Genomic DNA, 5,320 nt, shown 5'->3' with positions numbered 1-5,320 from the left:
AAAGCGAAAAAAACTGTTGACGACGACGAGAAGCTGCGACATAATCTCACTTCTCTGCTGCTGATGCAGCGACGCAGAAAACGAAGCGACGGCGCGGTAATAAAGCGACGAAGCGAAGTCAGATGCGATTGATCTTTAAAAATTAAACAACCGATAAGTGTGGGCACTCGATGAATAGTGCGTCTGCTTCGGCAGATAAGCTTTAAATTTATTGAGGCTCACATAGTAATAGGTAAGTTAAGTAATTAACTTGTCAGCATACTTTGAGAGCGACCGGTTCTAGTGATTTATCACGAAAAACCGAAAACAGTAACAGGTTTAAACTGAAGAGTTTGATCCTGGCTCAGATTGAACGCTGGCGGCATGCCTTACACATGCAAGTCGAACGGCAGCACGGGTGCTTGCACCTGGTGGCGAGTGGCGAACGGGTGAGTAATATATCGGAACGTACCTTGTAGTGGGGGATAGCTCGGCGAAAGCCGGATTAATACCGCATACGCTCTGAGGAGGAAAGCGGGGGACCTTCGGGCCTCGCGCTACAAGAGCGGCCGATATCAGATTAGCTAGTTGGTGGGGTAAAAGCTTACCAAGGCGACGATCTGTAGCTGGTCTGAGAGGACGACCAGCCACACTGGGACTGAGACACGGCCCAGACTCCTACGGGAGGCAGCAGTGGGGAATTTTGGACAATGGGCGAAAGCCTGATCCAGCAATGCCGCGTGTGTGAAGAAGGCCTTCGGGTTGTAAAGCACTTTTGTCCGGAAAGAAATCCTCTGGGTTAATACCTCGGGGGGATGACGGTACCGGAAGAATAAGCACCGGCTAACTACGTGCCAGCAGCCGCGGTAATACGTAGGGTGCAAGCGTTAATCGGAATTACTGGGCGTAAAGCGTGCGCAGGCGGTTTTGTAAGACGGATGTGAAATCCCCGGGCTCAACCTGGGAACTGCATTCGTGACTGCAAGGCTAGAGTATGGCAGAGGGGGGTAGAATTCCACGTGTAGCAGTGAAATGCGTAGAGATGTGGAGGAATACCGATGGCGAAGGCAGCCCCCTGGGCCAATACTGACGCTCATGCACGAAAGCGTGGGGAGCAAACAGGATTAGATACCCTGGTAGTCCACGCCCTAAACGATGTCAACTAGTTGTTGGGGATTCATTTCCTTAGTAACGTAGCTAACGCGTGAAGTTGACCGCCTGGGGAGTACGGTCGCAAGATTAAAACTCAAAGGAATTGACGGGGACCCGCACAAGCGGTGGATGATGTGGATTAATTCGATGCAACGCGAAAAACCTTACCTACCCTTGACATGTACGGAAGTCCGCTGAGAGGCGGATGTGCTCGAAAGAGAACCGTAACACAGGTGCTGCATGGCTGTCGTCAGCTCGTGTCGTGAGATGTTGGGTTAAGTCCCGCAACGAGCGCAACCCTTGTCCTTAGTTGCTACGCAAGAGCACTCTAAGGAGACTGCCGGTGACAAACCGGAGGAAGGTGGGGATGACGTCAAGTCCTCATGGCCCTTATGGGTAGGGCTTCACACGTCATACAATGGTCGGTACAGAGGGCTGCCAAACCGCGAGGTGGAGCTAACCCCAGAAAACCGATCGTAGTCCGGATCGCAGTCTGCAACTCGACTGCGTGAAGCTGGAATCGCTAGTAATCGCGGATCAGCATGTCGCGGTGAATACGTTCCCGGGTCTTGTACACACCGCCCGTCACACCATGGGAGTGGGTTTTGCCAGAAGTAGGTAGCCTAACCGTAAGGAGGGCGCTTACCACGGCAGGATTCATGACTGGGGTGAAGTCGTAACAAGGTAGCCGTAGGGGAACCTGCGGCTGGATCACCTCCTTTCTAGAGCATGCACTGGAAGTTGAGTGTTCACGCTTATCGGTTGTTGACTGCGTAGATCTAAGTCGGGTCTATAGCTCAGTTGGTTAGAGCACCGTCTTGATAAGGCGGGGGTCGATGGTTCGAGTCCATCTAGACCCACCAAAGCTTTTTAACCACTGTTCGATAGACTTGAGTGGTGGTAAGTCGGCTTGATTGGGGGATTAGCTCAGCTGGGAGAGCACCTGCTTTGCAAGCAGGGGGTCGTCGGTTCGATCCCGTCATCCTCCACCAAAAACCTTAGATCACATCGATGTCAGTCAAAAGCGCTTTACGTCTGTAGTAAATCCCCGTGATGAATTACAAGCTAAGTGAATGCTTTTGAATGACAGCAATGTCATGCAGTTTATGTTCTTTAACAATTTGGAAGAAGAAGTAGTACAACGGAAGCGCGTTAGAGATGGCGCGTGGAAATTGTACGGGTTGTGATTGTATCAAATGTATTAAAAGTGATCGAAAGATGACTTGGAATACGGCACAACGCTAATACTCAACCTATAGCGAATGTCTGGCTTCGGCAAGACACACTCGTTATAGGGTCAAGCGAATAAGTGCATGTGGTGGATGCCTTGGCGATTACAGGCGATGAAGGACGCGATAGCCTGCGAAAAGTTGTGGGGAGCTGGCAAATAAGCTTTGATCCACAAATGTCCGAATGGGGAAACCCGGCCCTTTGGGTCACCCTAGACTGAATACATAGGTCTAGTGGAGCGAACGCGGCGAACTGAAACATCTAAGTAGCTGCAGGAAAAGAAATCAACCGAGATTCCCAAAGTAGTGGCGAGCGAAATGGGACCAGCCTTCAAGATTTAGCACCGGTGTTATCAAAACGGAATGGAAAGTCCGGCCATAGTGGGTGATAGCCCCGTATGAGAAAGCCCTGGTGTGGAACTAAGCTTGAGAAAAGTAGGGCGGGACACGTGAAATCCTGTCTGAAGATGGGGGGACCATCCTCCAAGGCTAAATACTCGTAATCGACCGATAGTGAACCAGTACCGTGAGGGAAAGGCGAAAAGAACCCCGGGAGGGGAGTGAAATAGATCCTGAAACCGCATGCATACAAACAGTCGGAGCCTCGTAAGGGGTGACGGCGTACCTTTTGTATAATGGGTCAGCGACTTACATTCAGTGGCGAGCTTAACCGAATAGGGAAGGCGTAGCGAAAGCGAGTCCGAATAGGGCGTTCAGTCGCTGGGTGTAGACCCGAAACCAAGTGATCTATCCATGGCCAGGTTGAAGGTGCGGTAACACGTACTGGAGGACCGAACCCACTAACGTTGAAAAGTTAGGGGATGAGCTGTGGATAGGGGTGAAAGGCTAAACAAACTTGGAAATAGCTGGTTCTCTCCGAAAACTATTTAGGTAGTGCCTCGTGTATCACCTTCGGGGGTAGAGCACTGTCATGGTTGAGGGGTCCATTGCGGATTACCTCGCCATAGCAAACTCCGAATACCGAAGAGTGCAATCACGGGAGACAGACATCGGGTGCTAACGTCCGGTGTCAAGAGGGAAACAACCCAGACCGCCAGCTAAGGTCCCTAAATATTGCTAAGTGGGAAACGAAGTGGGAAGGCTAAAACAGTCAGGAGGTTGGCTTAGAAGCAGCCACCCTTTAAAGAAAGCGTAATAGCTCACTGATCGAGTCGTCCTGCGCGGAAGATGTAACGGGGCTAAGCAATATACCGAAGCTGCGGATGCGAGCTTGCTCGCATGGTAGGAGAGCGTTCTGTAAGCCTGTGAAGGTGTCTTGTAAAGGATGCTGGAGGTATCAGAAGTGCGAATGCTGACATGAGTAGCGATAAAGGGGGTGAAAGGCCCCCTCGCCGTAAGCCCAAGGTTTCCTACGCAACGTTCATCGGCGTAGGGTGAGTCGGCCCCTAAGGCGAGGCAGAGATGCGTAGCTGATGGGAAGCAGGTTAATATTCCTGCACCGTCGTATGATGCGATGGGGGGACGGATCGCGGAAGGTTGTCCGGGTGTTGGAAGTCCCGGTCCCTGCAGTGGAGAAGGCGCTTAGGCAAATCCGGGCGCGTAATTCAAGGCTGTGGGGCGAGCGAACTTGTTCGCGAAGCAATTGGAAGTGGTTCCAAGAAAAGCCTCTAAGCTTCAGTCATACGAGACCGTACCGCAAACCGACACAGGTGGGCGAGATGAGTATTCTAAGGCGCTTGAGAGAACTCGGGAGAAGGAACTCGGCAAATTGGTACCGTAACTTCGGGATAAGGTACGCCCTTGTAGCTTAACTGGCCTGCGCCAGAAGGGTGAAGGGGTTGCAATAAACTGGTGGCTGCGACTGTTTAATAAAAACACAGCACTCTGCAAACACGAAAGTGGACGTATAGGGTGTGACGCCTGCCCGGTGCCGGAAGATTAAATGATGGGGTGCAAGCTCTTGATTGAAGTCCCGGTAAACGGCGGCCGTAACTATAACGGTCCTAAGGTAGCGAAATTCCTTGTCGGGTAAGTTCCGACCTGCACGAATGGCGTAACGATGGCCACACTGTCTCCTCCCGAGACTCAGCGAAGTTGAAGTGTTTGTGATGATGCAATCTACCCGCGGCTAGACGGAAAGACCCCATGAACCTTTACTGTAGCTTTGCATTGGACTTTGAACCGGTCTGTGTAGGATAGGTGGGAGGCTTTGAAGCAGGAACGCTAGTTTCTGTGGAGCCGTCCTTGAAATACCACCCTGGCTTGTTTGAGGTTCTAACCTAGGTCCGTAATCCGGATCGGGGACAGTGCATGGTAGGCAGTTTGACTGGGGCGGTCTCCTCCCAAAGTGTAACGGAGGAGTACGAAGGTACGCTAGGTACGGTCGGAAATCGTGCTGATAGTGCAATGGCAAAAGCGTGCTTAACTGCGAGACTGACAAGTCGAGCAGGTGCGAAAGCAGGTCATAGTGATCCGGTGGTTCTGTATGGAAGGGCCATCGCTCAACGGATAAAAGGTACTCTGGGGATAACAGGCTGATACCGCCCAAGAGTTCATATCGACGGCGGTGTTTGGCACCTCGATGTCGGCTCATCTCATCCTGGGGCTGTAGCCGGTCCCAAGGGTATGGCTGTTCGCCATTTAAAGAGGTACGTGAGCTGGGTTTAAAACGTCGTGAGACAGTTTGGTCCCTATCTGCCGTGGGCGTTGGAAGTTTGAAGGGGGCTGCTCCTAGTACGAGAGGACCGGAGTGGACGAACCTCTGGTGTACCGGTTGTCACGCCAGTGGCATCGCCGGGTAGCTATGTTCGGAAGAGATAACCGCTGAAAGCATCTAAGCGGGAAACTCGCCTTAAGATGAGACTTCCCTAGGAACTCGATTCCTTTGAAGGGTCGTTCAAGACCAGGACGTTGATAGGTCAGGTGTGGAAGCGCAGTAATGCGTTAAGCTAACTGATACTAATTGCCCGTAAGGCTTGATCCTATAACCAGTGTGTTTT

General features: G+C 51.7%; 2 tRNA genes and 2 rRNA genes. All 4 read left to right on the top strand.

Annotation, left to right across the window (positions count from 1 at the left end):
- Nucleotides 1–320: 320 nt before the first annotated feature.
- The 4 genes from PAQ31011_RS26230 (at nucleotide 321) to PAQ31011_RS26215 (ending at nucleotide 5,304) form a co-directional block, all read left to right on the top strand.
- A 16S ribosomal RNA gene (locus tag PAQ31011_RS26230) occupies nucleotides 321–1,853 on the top strand.
- 64 nt (nucleotides 1,854–1,917) lie between these two features.
- A tRNA-Ile gene (locus PAQ31011_RS26225) sits at nucleotides 1,918–1,994 on the top strand.
- 53 nt (nucleotides 1,995–2,047) lie between these two features.
- A tRNA-Ala gene (locus PAQ31011_RS26220) sits at nucleotides 2,048–2,123 on the top strand.
- A 303-nt stretch (nucleotides 2,124–2,426) separates the two neighbouring features.
- Nucleotides 2,427–5,304 (top strand): 23S ribosomal RNA (locus tag PAQ31011_RS26215).
- The 16S and 23S rRNA genes sit together here with 2 tRNA genes alongside, the layout of an rRNA operon.
- Nucleotides 5,305–5,320: the final 16 nt, after the last annotated feature.

Source organism: Pandoraea aquatica (assembly GCF_902459565.1).
GTDB classification, from domain to species: Bacteria; Pseudomonadota; Gammaproteobacteria; order Burkholderiales; family Burkholderiaceae; genus Pandoraea; species Pandoraea aquatica.
Note: the sequence above shows the minus strand (reverse complement) of the source record. Positions and strands in the feature narration are given on the sequence as shown.